Annotated in this window: 14 protein-coding genes; 10 read left to right on the top strand and 4 right to left on the bottom strand. The window is 69.0% G+C overall.

Going from position 1 to position 15,988, the window contains the following annotated elements; translation table 11 throughout:
• Positions 1-166 precede the first annotated feature (166 nt).
• From AC1VNM_RS19080 to AC1VNM_RS19070, 3 genes are all read right to left on the bottom strand, one after another.
• The gene (locus AC1VNM_RS19080) at positions 167-1,921 is read right to left on the bottom strand and encodes a hypothetical protein (RefSeq protein WP_483107944.1); all 1,755 of its coding nucleotides are present in this window, start codon (positions 1,919-1,921) and stop codon (positions 167-169) included.
• A gap of 91 nt (positions 1,922-2,012) precedes the next feature.
• Positions 2,013-2,648 (bottom strand): RNA polymerase-binding protein DksA, encoded by a 636-nt coding sequence (dksA, locus tag AC1VNM_RS19075; RefSeq protein WP_483107943.1) that lies wholly within the window; start codon positions 2,646-2,648, stop codon positions 2,013-2,015.
• Between the two features lie 150 nt (positions 2,649-2,798).
• Entirely contained in the window at positions 2,799-3,944 is a 1,146-nt protein-coding gene (locus AC1VNM_RS19070) for a CobW family GTP-binding protein (protein ID WP_483107942.1), read from the bottom strand.
• Between the two features lie 122 nt (positions 3,945-4,066).
• Here AC1VNM_RS19070 and AC1VNM_RS19065 point away from each other — a divergent pair, with 122 nt between their 5' ends.
• The 7 genes from AC1VNM_RS19065 (at position 4,067) to AC1VNM_RS19035 (ending at position 12,234) form a co-directional block, all read left to right on the top strand.
• Positions 4,067-4,951 carry an HlyC/CorC family transporter gene (locus AC1VNM_RS19065; protein WP_483107941.1) on the top strand — a complete coding sequence of 295 codons (885 nt, stop codon included), beginning with the start codon at positions 4,067-4,069 and terminating at the stop codon, positions 4,949-4,951.
• Entirely contained in the window at positions 4,951-6,501 is a 1,551-nt protein-coding gene (gene lnt, locus AC1VNM_RS19060; protein ID WP_483107940.1) for an apolipoprotein N-acyltransferase, read from the top strand. The genes AC1VNM_RS19065 and lnt overlap by 1 nt, the downstream gene beginning before the upstream one ends.
• 100 nt (positions 6,502-6,601) lie before the next feature.
• Positions 6,602-7,579 (top strand): glycine--tRNA ligase subunit alpha, encoded by a 978-nt coding sequence (gene glyQ, locus AC1VNM_RS19055; protein WP_377159857.1) that lies wholly within the window; start codon positions 6,602-6,604, stop codon positions 7,577-7,579.
• Positions 7,580-7,598: 19 nt separating this feature from the next.
• Positions 7,599-9,740, top strand: a complete 2,142-nt coding sequence (gene glyS, locus AC1VNM_RS19050; RefSeq protein ID WP_483107939.1) for a glycine--tRNA ligase subunit beta — start codon at positions 7,599-7,601, stop codon at positions 9,738-9,740.
• 86 nt (positions 9,741-9,826) lie between these two features.
• A complete protein-coding gene (gene gmhB / locus AC1VNM_RS19045; protein WP_377159861.1) occupies positions 9,827-10,477 on the top strand; it encodes a D-glycero-beta-D-manno-heptose 1,7-bisphosphate 7-phosphatase in 651 nt (216 codons plus the stop codon).
• Positions 10,477-11,295: a lysophospholipid acyltransferase family protein gene (locus AC1VNM_RS19040; RefSeq protein WP_377159863.1), complete on the top strand. Its 819-nt coding sequence runs from the start codon at positions 10,477-10,479 to the stop codon at positions 11,293-11,295. The genes gmhB and AC1VNM_RS19040 overlap by 1 nt, the downstream gene beginning before the upstream one ends.
• Positions 11,296-11,310: 15 nt before the next feature.
• Positions 11,311-12,234 carry a M48 family metallopeptidase gene (locus AC1VNM_RS19035; protein WP_377159865.1) on the top strand — a complete coding sequence of 308 codons (924 nt, stop codon included), beginning with the start codon at positions 11,311-11,313 and terminating at the stop codon, positions 12,232-12,234.
• 312 nt (positions 12,235-12,546) lie between these two features.
• On the opposite strand, the gene AC1VNM_RS19030 is transcribed toward AC1VNM_RS19035, so the two are convergent.
• Complete coding sequence (locus tag AC1VNM_RS19030; protein ID WP_483107938.1) at positions 12,547-13,614, bottom strand: MBL fold metallo-hydrolase; 1,068 nt, start codon at positions 13,612-13,614, stop codon at positions 12,547-12,549.
• Between the two features lie 45 nt (positions 13,615-13,659).
• Between AC1VNM_RS19030 and AC1VNM_RS19025 the strand changes: the two genes are divergently transcribed.
• From AC1VNM_RS19025 to AC1VNM_RS19015, 3 genes are all read left to right on the top strand, one after another.
• Positions 13,660-14,130: a MerR family transcriptional regulator gene (locus AC1VNM_RS19025; protein ID WP_377159869.1), complete on the top strand. Its 471-nt coding sequence runs from the start codon at positions 13,660-13,662 to the stop codon at positions 14,128-14,130.
• 150 nt (positions 14,131-14,280) lie between these two features.
• Positions 14,281-14,670 carry an S-adenosylmethionine decarboxylase family protein gene (locus tag AC1VNM_RS19020; protein ID WP_483107937.1) on the top strand — a complete coding sequence of 130 codons (390 nt, stop codon included), beginning with the start codon at positions 14,281-14,283 and terminating at the stop codon, positions 14,668-14,670.
• A gap of 41 nt (positions 14,671-14,711) precedes the next feature.
• Positions 14,712-15,983, top strand: a complete 1,272-nt coding sequence (locus AC1VNM_RS19015; protein ID WP_483107936.1) for a YjgN family protein — start codon at positions 14,712-14,714, stop codon at positions 15,981-15,983.
• Positions 15,984-15,988 lie beyond the last annotated feature (5 nt).

The following is a 15,988-nucleotide window of genomic DNA, read 5'->3' as shown; positions in this document are numbered from 1 at the left end:
AGGAGACGGTGAGGAAAAGGCTGCGGCGCCGCGTGTGCGAAAGCCGGTTGACGAGGTCGATGATCGGACATCCGAAAGCACAACGGGGCCAGAAGCCCCGTTGTCGCGAAGGTCGCGAGGTGTGAACCGCCAGGACGGCCAGGACGGCCAGGACGGCCGTAGTGCCTCAGACGTGCCGGACCTTGACCCGCGCGTGTTCGTTGATGCCCATCGCGCCGAAGAACAGCGCGACCAGCCGGTGCGCATCGCTGAACTGCACCGCGCGGTTCTCGCTGCGGCGGGCCAGGACCCAGTTCAGCAGGTCACCCGCGGCCATGAAGTCCAGGCGGATCAGCTTCGGGCAGGCGATGGTCACCAGCGACGCGCCGCCCAGCTGCTCGGTCATCAGCGCCAGCGTCTCGCTGATGTCGCCGCTGAGCTGGCCGGACAGTTCCATCAGCGCCGCCGTGTTGACCGCGTCGGTCATCGTCGACTCGAGGAAGGCGATGCCGGTGTCCATCGCCGCCGGCTGGATGGAGGACGGCGAGCTCGTCGACAGCGCGTTGCCGCTGATGCGGACGTGGCACAGCGCCTTTTCCCAGCTCGGCGGGGAGACCTCGTAGGTCACGCAGTAGTCGATCGCGACCTCGTCGAACTGGTCCGGGCGATTGGCCAGGCGCAGCGCTTCGAGCCGCAGCATCCAGAGGATGGGATCCGCGTCGCGGCTGCCCACCGGCGCCTGGTCCCGCAGCACCTGGAAGAAGTGGTCGCCGGACAGCCAGCGCAGGTCCAGCGCCTGTTGCGCCCAGGCACGGAACAGGTCGCGCAGCTTGGCGCAGGCCTCGATGTCGATCTGGCGCAGCGGCGCCCAGTCGATCACCCAGGGCATCGGCAGGTTCTCGCAGCGCGTGCGCATCTGCGTCACGGCCTCGGTGTCCAGGTATTCCGGCGTGGTCCACGACACGCTGCTCGCGCGGCCGCGCGGGGCGCGTTCCGCCTGCACCGCCTCGGCCACCAGCTTGGGCAGCGAGAACCATTGCGGCGACGACAGCCCGAACTGCTGCGCGTAGTCGTTGGCCAGATTCTCGAACTTGCCCTGCTGGCCGGTCGCCCGGTAGAGGTCGAACAGCACCAGCCAGGTCTCGGGGTGCTCGTGACGCGCGCCGCCCTCGCGGGTCAGGTCGATCAGGCTGCGCTCGCAATGCTCGTAGTCGGCATTGGCGAAGGCGATGACCGCCTCGTCCAGCTCGGCGTCGTGGACGACCTCGCTGACCTCGACCTGCGGATCCGCGACGTGGAAGCTCAGCGTCGGGATCTCCTTCTTCAGCTCGGGGATCGGCGCCGGAGCGCCGGCCGGTGCCGGCGGCGCGATGCCGCCGCCCATCGACGCCGCGGCCGGCGCGGGCGTCAGGTCCAGGCGTTCGATGTCGGCGCGCGGCGCGTGGTCGGAGACGCGCGCGCCGATCTGGTCCGCCGGCTGCGTCGCCGCGAAGTTGATCGGACGCGTGCTCGTCTCGAAGAAGCCGGGCGGATGCTGCCCCTGGATCTGCGTCGGGACGAAGCCTTCGCCGACCATCTGCTGCTCGATCTGGTCGATCTTGGCCTTGACGGTGCCGTCGTCGCGCCGCACGCCCTGGATCTCGCTGATGCGGCCCAGTTCGTCGATGCCCGAGGTCGCATGGCCACCCAGGGCGGCCAGCTGCTCGGGCGTCAGGCCTTCACGGCGGATCTTGCGCAGCATGTCGAGTTCGCGCTTGCGCACGAAGTCGTTGCGGCGCTTGCGCTCCACCATCGCCCGCAGCTCGGCCTTCGCGGCGTCGGCCTCGGGATCGTCCTGGCGCGAGTTGATCTCCGCCCAGTCGGTCGTCGGATTGGCGACGAAGCGCGCCACCTTGCGGAAGAAGCTCTCGCCTTCTTTGGTGCCGTCTTTGGGGTCGGACATGCTCTAGCGGACCTTGCTCTTCGCAGTGTTGCGCGGTAATGCGCAGTGTTGGCGGTTCTTCCTGTGGCTTGGCGGGCGAAGCCCGGGCGACTCAGTCGCCGAACATCTTCTGCTTCAGCTCGCGGCGCTGCTGCGCCTCGAGCGACAGCGTGGCGGTCGGACGGGCGATCAGGCGGCCCAGGCCGATCGGCTCGCCGGTCTCGTCGCAGTAGCCGTACTCGCCGCTGTCCAGGCGCGTCAGCGACTGCATGATCTTCTTGAGCAGCTTGCGCTCGCGGTCGCGGGTGCGCAGCTCCAGCGCGTGCTCTTCCTCGATCGTGGCGCGGTCGGCCGGATCGGGGACGATGGACGTGTCCTCGCGCAGGTGCTCGGTCGTCTCGCCGGCGTTGGACAGGATGTCTTCCTTCAACTGCGTCAGCTTGGCGCGGAAGAAGTCGACCTGCTTGTCGTTCATGTATTCGGTGTCGGGCATCGCGAGCACTTCGGCATCGGACAGTTCGGCACCGGCCTTGGTTTTCCAGGCAGAGGAGAGTTTGGGATCGGCTTTCACGGCAGGTCGGCTGTTCTGGTTCGTTGATGTCGGGGTCGAGGGCCGGACGGGGCTGTCCAGCAGTGAGACCGTGCTGTCGGGGGCGTCCGCCACGGCGGACTTGTCCTCCGCCGCGGCCCTGGACGCCTTCGAGGGAGTCTTGGTCGCAGCGGTCTTGGAGGCCGGGGTCTTGCTCACGTTCACTCTCCTAGCGGCTCTTTATACCTGCTCGACATGAGAAGCCGGGGCTTCCCGCCGTTGGCGCAGGGGCCTGGTTCGGGCGCGGCGGATTGTAGCCACCTCCGCCGACGTCCCAGCGATGGCCTTGAGCCATCGGTCAGTGTGGCACTAAGCCAGACACCCTTCCAGCCCCTGCATGAGGATGTCCTTCGGCAAATCGATACCGATGAACACCATCTTGCTGACCTTCTTTTCATCGGGCAGCCACTTCGGACCGAGATCCGAGCCCATCAGCTGGTGCACGCCCTGGAAGATGACCTTCTTGTCGGTGCCGTTCATGTTCAGCACGCCCTTGTAGCGCAGCATCTTCGGGCCATACACCTGCACGATCGCGCCAAGGAAGTCCTCCAGCTTGGCCGGATTGAACGGCCGTTCCGAGCGGAAGACGAAGGACTTGACGTCGTCGTCGTGGTGATGGTGGTGCGGATGGTCGCAGGCTTCGCCGGGGGCGTGGTCGTGGCCTTCGTGGCCGTGATCGTGCGAATGGCCGTGGTCATGGCCGTGATCGTGTCCGTGGTCATGCCCGTGATCGTCCACGGCCAGGAACTCCGGATCGATCTCCAGCTTGGCGTTCAGGTTGAAGCCGCGCAGGTCGAAGACGTCCTTGATCGGCACCTCGCCGAAATGGACCTTGGACTGCGGCGCGCGCGGGTTCATGTGCTTGAGGCGGTGCGACAGCGCGTCGACCGCCGCGGCGTCGACCAGGTCGGTCTTGCTCAGGAAGATCTGGTCGGCGAAGCCCACCTGGCGGCGTGCTTCCTGGCGCGTGTCGAGCTGGTCGTTGGCGTGCTTGACGTCCACCAGCGTCAGGATCGAGTCGAGCAGGAAGGTCTCCGCGATCTCGTCGTCCATGAAGAAGGTCTGCGCGACCGGGCCCGGATCGGCCAGGCCGGTGGTCTCGATGACGACGCGCTCGAAATCGAGCTCGCCCTTGCGCCGTTTCGCGGCCAGATCGGCCAGCGTGGTGCGCAGATCCTCGCGGATGGTGCAGCAGACGCAGCCGTTGCTCAGCTGGATGATCTGCTCCTGGGTCTCGCTGACGAGGATGTCGTTGTCGATGTTCTCCTCGCCGAACTCGTTCTCGATGACGGCGATCTTCTGGCCGTGCGCCTCGGTCAGCACGCGCTTGAGCAGCGTGGTCTTGCCCGAGCCCAGGAAGCCCGTGAGGATGGTGGCGGGGATGAGGCCCGTGGCGGCACTGCCGGCCGGACTCGTTGTGGAAGCCTGTGCGGCGGTATCAGGGACGGACGACATGGTGAAGACCAATCTGTAAGGGAAGCCTGGGCCCGGCAACTGAGGGCGGATGACTGTGTTTCAAGCGAATGTCAATGTCAATCGGTTATTCTGGCGCCTCTTCAACGACGGCACACACCCCAGTGTCTGAACCTCAGCCTAGTCGGCCCGCCAAACATGGCGGGCGTGGCAATGAACAACGCGGCCTGCTCGAACGCGTCCTCGAATTCCTGCACCCCGGGCCCGACTCGACCAGCGAGCTGATCGAGAACTTCGCCGAAGCGGAGGAGCGCGACCTGATCGCGCCCGAATCGCGCCAGATGCTCGAGGGCGTCCTGCGGATGGCCGAACTCAGCGCCGGCGACGTGATGGTCGCCGCGCCGCGGATGGACCTGCTGGACATCCAGTCTTCCGCCGACGAACTGCTGGCCTACGTCATCGACACCGGCCACTCGCGTTTCCCGGTGTACGACGGCCAGCGCGACAACATCATCGGCATCCTGCTGGCCAAGGACCTGCTCAAGCTCCAGCGCGCGCCGGAACTGAACCTGCGCGCCTTGCTGCGCCCGGCAGTTTTCGTGCCCGAGAGCAAGGGCCTGAACGAACTGCTGCGCGATTTCCGTTCCAACCGCAATCACCTGGCCATCGTCATCGACGAATTCGGCAACACGGCGGGCCTGATCACCATCGAGGACGTGCTCGAGGAGATCGTGGGCGAGATCGAGGACGAATTCGACGTCGGCGACGGCGATGCCGGCATCTACACGCTGGCCGACGGCAGCTACCGCGTCGCCGGCGACGCCGACGTGGCCGCGGTCAACGAGTCCTTCGGGCTGTCGCTGTCGGTGGCCGACTTCGACACCATCGGCGGCCTGGTCGCGCACGAGCACGGCCGCGTGCCGCGGCGCGGCGAGACCGTCGAGGTCGCCGGGCTGCGCTTCTCGGTGATGATCAACCGCGGCGGCGCCGTGCGCTGGTTCAAGGTGACCCGCGCGCCGGCTTCCGAGGCCGACGACCACAGCGGCTGATGCGCCGCGGATCTCGCTTCGACGGCTCCCGCGGGGCCGACGGATTCGAACGCCCCGCCCGCCAGGGATGGCGCGCGTGGCTGTGCCATCCCGCGCTGGCGCTCGTCGCCGGCGTGCTGCACACGGCCTCGTTCTCGCCCAGTCCGGCGTGGTGGCTGCAGCCGCTGGCGCTCGCCTGGCTGATCGCGGCCTGCGACGGTGCCAGGCCGCGCCGCGCCGCGCTGACCGGCGCGCTGTTCGGCGTCGGCTGGCTGGCCTCCGGGCTGTGGTGGCTCTACATCAGCATGCACGACTTCGGGCATCTGCCCGCGGCCGTGTCCGCGCTCGCGGTGCTGGCGCTGGCGCTGTTCCTGTCGACCTACTACGCCGCCGGCATGGGCCTGGCCGCGCGCTGGTCGGCGGGCGCCGCGGCGTGGCGGCGCGCGCTGGCCTTCGCCGGGCTGTGGCTGGGGGCGGAACTCGTCCGCGCCACCTTCCTCACCGGCTTCCCGTGGATCGCCAGCGGCTACGCGCATGCGCAGGGTCCGCTGGCCGCGTTCGCGCCCTACCTGGGCGTCTACGGCATCACGGCGCTGGCGGCGCTCGTGGCGGCGGCGCTGGCGCTGCGGCGCTGGGCGCTGCTGGCCGCACTCGTCGTCGCCATCGGCGCGGGACAGTTCCTGCCGCAGGACTTCACGCGGTCCACCGGCACGCTGGCCGTCTCGCTGGTGCAGCCCAACATCCCGCAGGACCAGAAGTTCGATCGCGAGCGTTTCGACCAGAACCTGGACCAGTTGATCGCGCTGATCGACGCCGCCCGGGGTCAGGTCGTGATCACGCCGGAGTCGGTGCTGCCGGTGCCGCTGGCCTTCCTCGACGAGGACCACGTCGAGCGCCTGCGCCGCGGCGCCGAGACGCGTCCGCTGCTGCTCGGCACCTTCCTGGGCAACTCGACGGACGGCTTCGTCAACTCGCTGGTGGGCGTGGGCTTCGCGCGTCGCTACGACTACGGCAAGCGCCATCTGCTGCCCTTCGGCGAGTTCATCCCGCCGGGCTTCCACTGGTTCGTCAAGGCGATGGACATCCCGCTGGACGACCAGGCCAGCGGCACGCACGAGGGCGCGCTGCCTTTCGCGGGACAGCGCCTGCGGCCGCTGATCTGCTACGAGGATCTGTTCGGCGAGGACGTCGTCGCCAGCGCGCTCGACAGCGGCGAGCCGGCCGCGACGGTGCTCGTCAACGTCAGCAACCTGGCGTGGTTCGGGCCGCGCATGGTGCAGGACCAGCATCTGCAGTTCTCGCAGATGCGGGCGCTGGAGTTCCAGCGCCCGATCGTGCGCGCGACCAACACCGGCGCGACCGCGCATGTCGACCACCGCGGGCGCGTGCTCGCGCGGCTGCCGGCGGAGCAGGCCGGCGTGCTGGAAGTGAGCGTCGACGGCCGCAGCGGCGTCACGCCGTATGCGCGCTGGCTGGCGCTGCTCGGGCTGTGGCCGTTGTGGGCGCTGGCCGCGCTCGGCGTGCTGCCGGTGCTGGGCCGTCGCCGTCCCGCGTCGGCGCGCCTGGCCTGAACGGGGTCCGCGTCCCCGAGACGGGACGCCGGTGCGCGGCACGAGGCGCACATAGAATCGGTCGGTTTTCTCCAACGCCCGCCGACGGCCCGACGTCCCTATGCTGACTTTCCAGCAACTGATCCTCCGCCTGCAGGAATACTGGTCCCAGCAAGGCTGTGCCCTGCTGCAGCCCTACGACATGGAAGTCGGCGCCGGCACCAGCCACACCGCGACCTTCCTGCGCGCGCTCGGTCCCGAGCCCTGGAAGGCCGCCTACGTCCAGCCCAGCCGCCGCCCCAAGGACGGCCGCTACGGCGAGAACCCGAACCGCCTGCAGCACTATTACCAGTTCCAGGTCGTGCTCAAGCCCGCGCCGGCCAACATCCTGGAGCTCTACCTCGGCTCGCTGGAGGCGCTCGGCTTCGACCTGAAGAAGAACGACGTCCGCTTCGTCGAGGACGACTGGGAGAACCCGACACTCGGCTGCTGGGGCCTGGGCTGGGAGGTCTGGCTCAACGGCATGGAGGTGACGCAGTTCACCTACTTCCAGCAGGTCGGCGGCATCGACTGCAAGCCGATCACCGGCGAGATCACCTACGGCCTCGAGCGCCTGGCGATGTACCTGCAGGGCAAGGAGTCCGTGTACGACCTGGTCTACACCGACGGTCTGACCTACGGCGACGTGTTCCATCAGAACGAGGTCGAGCAGTCGACCTACAACTTCGAGCACAGCGACGTCGACTTCCTGCTGAACGCCTTCGGCGCGTATGAGCGCAAGTCCAAGGACCTGATGGACGCGCACCTGGCGCTGCCCGCCTACGAGCAACTGCTCAAGGCCGCCCACACCTTCAACCTGCTGGACGCGCGCGGCGCGATCAGCGTGACCGAGCGCGCCGCCTACATCGGCCGCATCCGCAACCTCGCGCGCGCCGTGGCGCAGAGCTATCTGGAGAGCCGCGCGCGGCTCGGCTTCCCGATGGCGCCCAAGGACTGGGCCGACGAGGTGATCGCGCAGATCGAGAAGAAGAGCGCCGAGGCGGCCGCCAAGTCTGAAAAGGCTGCCGACAAGGCTTCGGACAAGAAGACCGCCGCCTGACGACGAGGAACCCCCCAGCATGACCACGAAGAATCTTCTCGTCGAACTGTTTGTCGAGGAACTGCCGCCCAAGGCGCTGAAGAAGCTCGGCGAGGCGTTCTCGACGGCGCTGACCGACTCGCTGAAGGCGCAGGGCCTGGCCGAGGCCGGCGCCGCCGTGACCGCCTTCGCGACGCCGCGCCGCCTGGCCGTGCACCTGACCGGTGTCGGTGCCAAGGCCGCCGACCGCGCCGTGCAGCAGAAGCTGATGCCGGTGGCGGTGGCGCTGGATGCGTCGGGCAACGCGACGCCCGCGCTGCTGAAGAAGCTGGCTTCGGTCGGCGCGGACGCGTCGGTCGTCCCCAGCCTGAAGCGCGCGCCGGACGGCAAGGCCGAGGCGCTGTTCCTGGACACCGTCGTCGCCGGCGTCACGCTGAAGGACGGCCTGCAGAAGGCGCTGGACGAGGCGCTCGCCAAGCTGCCGATCCCCAAGGTCATGACCTATCAACTGGCCGACGGCTGGAGCGACGTCAAGTTCGTCCGCCCCGCCCACGGCCTGATCGCGCTGCATGGCGACGAGCTCGTCGAGATCGGCGCGCTCGGCCTGACGTCCGGCCGCACGACGCGCGGTCATCGCTTCGAGACGACCGTCGCCTCGATCGAGATCAAGAGCGCGGACACCTATGAGCAGCAGCTGCGCGAGGAAGGCCGCGTCATCGCGTCCTTCGAGCAGCGTCGCAACGACATCGTGCGTCAGCTGCAGGCGCAGGCCGAGCCGCTGGGCCTGACGCCGATCGACGCGCCCGAGCTGCTGGACGAAGTGACCGCGCTGGTCGAGCTGCCCAACGTGCTCTCCTGCCAGTTCGAGCCCGAGTTCCTGGCCGTGCCGCAGGAATGCCTCATCCTGACGATGAAGGCCAACCAGAAGTACTTCCCGCTGCTGGACGGCCACGGCAAGCTGACGCACCGCTTCCTGGTCGTCAGCAACGTGCATCCGGACGACGCCTCGAAGGTCGTCGAGGGCAACGAGCGCGTCGTGCGCCCCCGCCTGGCCGACGCGAAGTTCTTCTTCGACCAGGACCGCAAGAAGACGCTCGCCTCGCGCGTCGAGGGCCTGGGCAAGGTCGTGTACCACGGCAAGCTCGGCAGCCAGGGCGACCGGGCCGAGCGCGTGCGCGCGATCGCGCACACGATCGTCAACCAGCTGCGCATGGCCCAGCACCCGTACACGGCGGAAGCCAAGGACGAGTTCGACATGCTGGACAGCAAGGTCAAGGAAGCCGCGCTGCTGGCCAAGACCGACCTGCTGACCGACATGGTCGGCGAGTTCCCCGAGCTGCAGGGCATCATGGGCGGCTACTACGCGCGCCATGAAGGCCTGCGCGACGGCGTCGCCAAGGCCATCGAGGACCACTACAAGCCGCGCTTCGCCGGCGATGCGCTGCCGCGCAACCACACCGGCACCGTCGTCGCGCTGGCCGACAAGCTGGAGACGCTGGTCGGCCTGTTCGGCATCGGCCAGCTGCCCACCGGCGACAAGGACCCGTTCGCGCTGCGCCGCCATGCGCTGGGCGTGATCCGCATCCTGGTCGAGAACCACATGCATCTGTCGCTGCCCGAACTGATCGAGGGCGCGCTGCCCGCGTTCGGCGAGCTGATCCAGGACCCGAGCGAGCCGCTGCTGAGCTTCTTCGCCGACCGCCTGGCGGTCAGCCTGCGCGACCAGGGCTACAGCGCCCAGGAAGTCGACGCGGTGCTGGCGCTGAACCCGGCCCGCCTGGGCGACGTGCCCAAGCGCCTGGGCGCCGTGCGTGCCTTCGCGGCGCTGCCGGAATCGGCCTCGCTGGCCGCGGCCAACAAGCGCGTGGGCAACATCCTCAAGAAGGTCGAGGGCGAGCTCCCGACCGAAGTGACCCCTGCGCTGCTGACCGAGGCCGCCGAGAAGGCGCTCGCCGACGCGCTGGCCGGCGTGAAGCCGCAGGCCGACGCGCTGTTCGAGCAGCACGACTACGCCGGTTCGCTGAAGGCGCTGGCCGCGCTGAAGGCGCCGGTCGATGCGTTCTTCGACGACGTCATGGTCAACGCCGAGGACCCGGCCTTGCGCGCCAACCGCCAGGCGCTGCTCAAGCAGCTGCACGAGGCGATGAACCGCGTGGCCGACCTGTCGCGCCTGGCCGTCTGAGCGGCGGCTGATCGTTCCCCGTCGTCGCCCCTCGTCGCCCCCTCGTCGCCCCGTCGTCGTCCAAACGCAGTTCACTGGAGACCCCGATGCCTACCCGGTCCGACCATCCGCACGGCATGAAGCTGGTGATCCTGGGCCGCGACGGCACGATCAACCGCTACCGCGACGACCACGTGAAGTCGCCCGAGGAACTCGAGCCGCTGCCCGGCGCGCTCGAGGCCGTCGCGCGGCTGAACCACGCCGGCTGGCACACCGTCATGGCCACGAACCAGCCCGGCATCGGCCGCGGGCTGATCGACATGGCCTCGCTGAATGCCGTCCACCTGCGGCTCAACCAGCTGCTGGCGGAGAAGGGCGGCCGGCTCGACGCCGCGTTCTTCTGCCCGCACGCGCCGGAAGACAACTGCAACTGCCGCAAGCCGCTGCCGGGCCTGATCGAACAGATCGGCGAACGCTTCGGCGTGGACCTGAAGAACGTCCACATGGTCGGCGCCAGCGTGCGCGACCTGCAGACCGCGCGCAACGCCGGCTGCGTGCCGCACCTGGTGCGCGGCGACCGGCTCGCCGGCGTCGAGGAAGCGCAGCTGCAGGAGCAGATCGCGCTCGTGCCCGGCTCGCGCGTGCACCAGGACCTGGCGGCCTTTGCCGAAACCCTCATCCACGCGGAACGCCGCGCCCGCGCCGAGTCGCGGGGCGAGTCCGCCGAACCCGATACCGCTCCTGGAGACCTGGGCTGATGCTCGTTGCGCTGCGTTCCTTCCTCTTCGTCCTCTACCTGATCGTCACCGTCGTCCCCTGGGGCAGCGCGGTGGTGCTCTGCTCGCTGTTCCTGAACAGCACCCAGCTGTACTGGATGTGCGCCAACTGGCTGCGCGTCGCGATCTGGGGGGCCAAGCTCATCTGCGGCGTGCACTGGCGCGTCCGCGGCATGGAGCACCTGCCCACCGACCCGAAGCAGTCGGTGATCCTGCTGTCCAAGCACCAGTCGACCTGGGAGACCTTCGCCTACCCGATGCTGATGCCGCGGCCGCTGGCCTACGTGTTCAAGCGGGAGCTGATCTACATCCCGTTCTTCGGCTGGTCGATGGCGCGGCTCGACATGATCCACATCGATCGCAGCAAGCGCAGCGAGGCCTGGAACAAGGTGGCCGCGCAGGGCAAGCGGATCGCGGCGCTGGGCCACTGGATCATCATGTTCCCGGAAGGCACGCGCGTGGCGCGCGGCAAGGCCGGCGACTACAAGACCGGCGGCTCGCGCCTGGCGGTCGAGACCGGCGTGCCGGTGGTGCCGATCGCGATGAACTCCGCGACCTGCTGGCCGCGCAAGAGCTTCCTGTTGAAACCTGGCACGATCGATGTCTCCATCGGCCCGATGATCCCCAGCACCGGTCGCGCGCCGGCCGAACTGATGAAGGAAGTGCAGGCCTGGATCGAGGCCGAGATGCGGGTGCTCGACCCCGCGGCCTATCCGGCGTCCGCGTCGGGCGAGGTGACTCAGGCACCGCCCACGCCGCCTGCGCCACCCGCGCCGCCGCCCACGCCGGCCGCCGCCTGATTACACTCGCAGCCCATGCTGCCTTCCAAGCTGCGGGGACTGGGCGCGCTGCTGAACAACTTCACGCAGCTGTCGCTGTTCGACACCGAGCCCCAGCCCCAGCCCGTTTCTCCGACAACGTCACCGCTGCCCCCGCCGGAGCCGCTCGCGCCGACGCCGCGGTCGCGTGGCGATGCCGGCGCGTCGACGCGTCAGGTCTTGCTCCAGGGCCAGTCCATTCCCTATGAACTGAAACGCGCGCGGCGCCGCAGCATCGGCTTCACCGTGAGCGAGGACGGCCTGCGCGTGTCCGCGCCGAAGTGGGTGCCGCTGGGCGACATCGACAAGGCGCTGCAACAGAAGGGCGAATGGATCCTGCGCAAGCTCGTCGAGCAGCGCGAGCGCGCGCGACGCACGCAGGCGGCCCGCGTCCATTGGGGCGACGGCTGCAGCCTGCCTTACCTGGGCGAACCGCTGATCGTGGTGCTCGATCCGTCGCAGACGGGCGCGCGGCTCGACGAGGGTCAGGCCGATCCGCAACCGACGCTGGCGACGGTGCCGCGCCGCATGCTCTACCTCGGCCTGCCGCAAGACGCGACCCCCGAGCAGATCCGCGACACGGTGCAGGCCTGGTTGCAGCGCCAGGCGCGGCAGCGATTCGAGCAGCGTTGCCGGCACTTCGCGGGGCCGCTCGGCGTCACGATGACGGGGTTGCGGCTCTCGTCCGCGCAGACGCGTTGGGGCAGCGCCAGCGCGGACGGCATGATCCGGCTCAACTGGCGGCTCATCCACTTCTCGCCGGCGCTGATCGACTACGTCGTCGCGCATGAACTCGCGCACCTCAAGGAGATGAACCACAGCCCGCGTTTCTGGGCGGTGGTGAGATCCGTCTTCCCCGAATACGAGCTCGCGCGCGATCGTCTCAAGCAGGCCGTGCTGCCGCTGATGGACGAGGCCTGAGGCGGGCGGACGCAGTACGTTTCGGGCTTCCCCCTTCAGGGGGGCTTGTAGCTGATTTGAGTGGCGGTACACACTGCGAGTTGCTGTCATCACTCGCATCTGAGTCAGAACTTCCTCCCGCGTTCCGCTCCCGGCGGCGCTCAGGGTTCCCCGGCCGACAGGCTGCGTCAGGACAACCCGCGCTCAGAGCCGACAAGCTGATGCATAACAAGGCGCAGCGCCGCCGTCCCGTGATCGGGGCGGCGGCGACTGTCTTTCTGGGGGCTGTTTTCTTGCGCCGTCGCGCACGGACGCCAGCGCGGCGTCGCGGCCTCAGGCCGAGAAGCGATGGATCCCGTCCTCGTCCAGCGTGCGCCGCAGCAGCCCGCCCAGCCACAGGCGGTTCAGGTGGGCCACCGCCTCGCCCATCGCGAAGGTCGTCTGGTGCAGGTCCAGCGGCCGGCGGAACATCATCGGCAGCAGCTCCGCCGCATGACAGGGCTTCGCCGTGCAGGCCTCGAGCACTTCCGCCAGACGCTCCCGATGGTGCTCCTCCAACTGATCGATGCGCGCATGCAGGCCGCGGAACGGCTTGCCGTGGGCGGGCAGCACCAGCGTGTCGGCGGGCAGGGCGGTCAGCCGCGCGAGCGAGTCCAGGTAGAGCTGCAGCGGATCCGCTTCCGGCTCCACATCGACGACCGACACGTTGGTCGAGATCCTCGGCAACACCATGTCGCCGGCGATCATCACGCCGAGCCCGTTCCCCTGCGTCTGGCTGAACAGGCTGATGTGCTCGGGCGCATGACCGTAGCCGACGAGGCAGCGCCAGTCGTGATCGCCGATGCGCACCGTCATGCCGTCCATGAGCCGGCGGAAGGCGGCGGGGATCGCCGGCACCATGCTCGGGTAGTAGCTGGCGCGGCCGCGGATCTTCTCCAGTGCCGCGGAGTCGGTCAGCCCATGGCTGCCGAAGAACGCCGCCGCCGCTTCGCCGCCCATGCCGACCGTCGACGACGAGGCGACCCTCGCCAGCTGATAGTCGGTGGCGCTGATCCACAGCCGGCACTGCCAGCGCTCGGTCAGCCAGTGGCCCAGTCCGAGGTGGTCGGGATGGAAGTGCGTGGCGATCACGCGCAGCACCGGCAGTCCGTCCAGGCGCTCGGCGAAGACGCGCTCCCAGTTCGCCTTCGTGGTGTCGTTGTGGATGCCGCAATCGACGATGGTCCAGCCCTCACGACCGTCGAGCACGTCGCGCAGCAACCAGAGGTTGATGTGGTCCAGCGCGAAGGGCAGCCCCATCCGCACCCAGCGCACGCCGGGCAGCAGGTCCAGTGCTTCGCCGGGACCTGGCAGCGTGTCGCCCAGGGGGTAGGAGAGTTCCGATTCGCGAGGATTGGCCATGGCTTTAGACTTACGTTTACGTCAACGTCATTTGCCAGTGTAGCCATGAGCCCCTCACCCCGCCCGACCCCGGCCGATGACCTGCCCGAGGACGCGCTGCCCGAGGCCGGCGACGACGCGGGGCCGCTGTTCACGATCACCGAACTGGCGGCCGAGTTCGACATCACTCCCCGGGCGATCCGTTTCTACGAGGACATGGGACTGCTGACGCCTGCGCGTGCCGGTCGCAACCGTGTCTACACGCAGCGCGACCGCACGCGACTGAAGCTGACCTTGCGCGGCAAGCGGCTGGGCCTGTCGCTGCAGGAGATCAAGCAGCTGGTCGACATGTACGACAACCAGTCGGACACGGTGCCGCAGGCGCGCGCCTTCCTCGGCGTCCTGGAGCAGCACCGCCGCCAGTTGCAGCAGCAGCTGAACGACATCGAGATCACCCTCGAAGAGATTGCTCAGCACGAAGAGCGCTGCCACGCGCTCCTCGCCGAGGCCGGCGCCGAACAACAACCGACCGCCTGACTCGGTCCCAGACTGCGGCAGTACGCCAGTGGTGGGGGACGGCTGTGCATGGGGTTTTGGCGCTTGCCGCCAAGGCCCCATGCACAGGCGGCCAACGCCCCGGCCTCCGCAGGACTGCCCTGCGCAGGACAGCCCCTAAACTCCCAGCCAATGAACGGCTTGCACCTCACCGCCGACCTGGCCGGCTGCGCCAACGGAGATCTGCTCACGGACGGGTCAGGTCTTGCGCGGGCGATCCGAGCGGCCGCGGAGGGGGCGGGCCTGAGCGTCGTCGGCGAACACTGGCACCGCTTCCCCGACGCGTCGGACGGTCAGCCCGGCGGCATCACCGGCATGCTGCTGCTCGCGGAGTCGCACGTCGCGCTCCACACCTGGCCCGAGATCGCGTCGGTCACGCTGGACGTCTACGTCTGCAACTACGGCGGTGACAACTCGGCCAAGGCGCGCGCGCTGATGGCGACGATGGTGGCGCTGTTCGCGCCGGCCGACGCCCGGGAGCACACGCTCGTCCGAGGGCGGCTCGGCGCCGAGGCCCTTTAGTAGACTCTCGCCCGGGCCGTGAGAGCCCGGGAGTAGAGGGATTGATCGAGAGCACGACCGAGCTGACGCTGGTGCCGAAGGCGCCGCCGGCGGCACCAGCCACGTCCGCGCCTGCGCGCGGGCCGGGCTCGGTGTCGCCTGCGCCCGCGCCTGCGCGGCCGGTCGGCCGGTCGTCGGGCGCCGCGTCCGCGCCGGACGCCCCCGCCGCCCAGCGTCATGCGCAGCGGCTCGAGTTCACCGGCACCGGCGGCGACTACTTCCGCGTCTGGATCGTCAACGCGCTGCTGACGCTGGCGACGCTGGGCGTCTATTCCGCCTGGGCAAAGCGCCGCAAGGCCCGCTGGTTCGCGCGGCACACGCTGCTGGCGGGTGAACCCTTCGACTTCCACGGCGACCCGCGCCGCATCCTCGCCGGACGCGTGATCGCGTTGATCCTGCTGATCGCCTACGGCCACGCATTCGACTGGTCCGCGGTGGCGGGCTTCGCCATGCTGGCGGTGCTCTGCGCGGTCGGACCGATGCTGTTCGCGGGCGCCCAGCGCTTCAAGCTGGGCAACACCAGCTGGCGCGGCCTGCGCTTCGGGTTCCAGGCAAACGCCGTCACCGTCTATGCGTCCTGCCTGCCGCTGCTGGTGGCGTGGACGCTGGCGTCGTTGGTCGCGGGCTGGGGCTCGAATCCGCTCGTCGACGGGCTGGCCGCATTGGCGCTGTTCCTGCTGCTGCCGCTCGCGCATGGCCGGCTCAAGCGCTTCCAGCATCGCCATGCCCGCTACGGCACGCTCGCCTTCGACTTCCAGCTGTCCGTCGACGCGTTCTACGGTCTGTACGTGCGTCTGGGGTTGGCGCTGATCGTCGGCGGCGTCGTGGCCGCGCTGCTCGGCTTCGGCGTGTCCGCCGCCTTGAAGCTGGTACCAGGCGCGGAAGAAGGGCCGGTGAGTACCGTCCTGCCGCTGATGGCGCTGGCCGTGGTCTGGACCTTCGCCTGGCCGGTCTACGTCGCGCGGCTTCAGCAACTCACCTGGACCCGCACGCACCTGTCGGGCGGCATCGGATTCGCCTACGCGATCTCAGAATTCGCGCTGTTCAAGACGCTGCTGACCCACGGCCTGCTGACGCTGCTGACGCTGGGCCTGTACTGGCCCTTCCTGGCCGTGCGGATCGCCAAGATGCGCATCGAGGGCCTGGTCGTGCTGTCCGATACCCCGATCGGTGAACTCGTCGTGACGGCCCCGCAGCGTCGCGGTCGCGGTCGCGGTCGCGGCGCGATCGGCGACGGCGCCGCCGAGGCCTTCGGCCTGGACATCGGCTGGTGAGCGCG

The sequence above is a fragment of the Mitsuaria sp. MSU3D genome, assembly GCF_056867975.1.
Note: the sequence above shows the minus strand (reverse complement) of the source record. Positions and strands in the feature narration are given on the sequence as shown.

Coding starts and splice junctions, on each gene's coding strand:
- AC1VNM_RS19030 (WP_483107938.1), bottom strand. CDS start 13,614: ATGGCCAATCCTCGCGAATCGGAACTCTCCTACCCCCTGGGCGACACG.
- glyQ (WP_377159857.1), top strand. CDS start 6,602: ATGCTGACTTTCCAGCAACTGATCCTCCGCCTGCAGGAATACTGGTCC.
- AC1VNM_RS19020 (WP_483107937.1), top strand. CDS start 14,281: ATGAACGGCTTGCACCTCACCGCCGACCTGGCCGGCTGCGCCAACGGA.
- glyS (WP_483107939.1), top strand. CDS start 7,599: ATGACCACGAAGAATCTTCTCGTCGAACTGTTTGTCGAGGAACTGCCG.
- AC1VNM_RS19025 (WP_377159869.1), top strand. CDS start 13,660: ATGAGCCCCTCACCCCGCCCGACCCCGGCCGATGACCTGCCCGAGGAC.
- AC1VNM_RS19070 (WP_483107942.1), bottom strand. CDS start 3,944: ATGTCGTCCGTCCCTGATACCGCCGCACAGGCTTCCACAACGAGTCCG.
- AC1VNM_RS19035 (WP_377159865.1), top strand. CDS start 11,311: ATGCTGCCTTCCAAGCTGCGGGGACTGGGCGCGCTGCTGAACAACTTC.
- AC1VNM_RS19080 (WP_483107944.1), bottom strand. CDS start 1,921: ATGTCCGACCCCAAAGACGGCACCAAAGAAGGCGAGAGCTTCTTCCGC.
- lnt (WP_483107940.1), top strand. CDS start 4,951: ATGCGCCGCGGATCTCGCTTCGACGGCTCCCGCGGGGCCGACGGATTC.
- gmhB (WP_377159861.1), top strand. CDS start 9,827: ATGCCTACCCGGTCCGACCATCCGCACGGCATGAAGCTGGTGATCCTG.
- AC1VNM_RS19040 (WP_377159863.1), top strand. CDS start 10,477: ATGCTCGTTGCGCTGCGTTCCTTCCTCTTCGTCCTCTACCTGATCGTC.